Source organism: Lacinutrix sp. MEBiC02404, assembly GCF_053601575.1.
This window is the reverse complement of sequence record NZ_JBSHNV010000171.1, coordinates 1-206: the sequence shown is the minus strand read 5'-3', so window position 1 is coordinate 206 and position 206 is coordinate 1. Positions and strand designations below refer to the sequence as shown.

Genomic DNA, 206 nt, shown 5'->3' with positions numbered 1-206 from the left:
TCGTTAGCAATTGTTTCGTTATCTGTACCATTACATTCTATAGTTTCGTCTATTACAGTACAAGCCGTTAAGTCAGGACCGATAGAATCTTCAAGCGTAAGCGTTGCAGTAAGTATGGTTTCATTACCACAATCATCAGCTACGGTATACGTAACTAGAATAGTACCACCAGCTCCACAAGTAGAAGCAAGGTTCGTAAATACATA

General features: G+C 38.8%; 1 protein-coding gene. It reads right to left on the bottom strand.

Going from position 1 to position 206, the window contains the following annotated elements:
• Positions 1–206 (bottom strand): hypothetical protein (locus ACVCXO_RS09165; protein WP_452229292.1); only part of this gene is annotated, 206 nt, incomplete at both ends.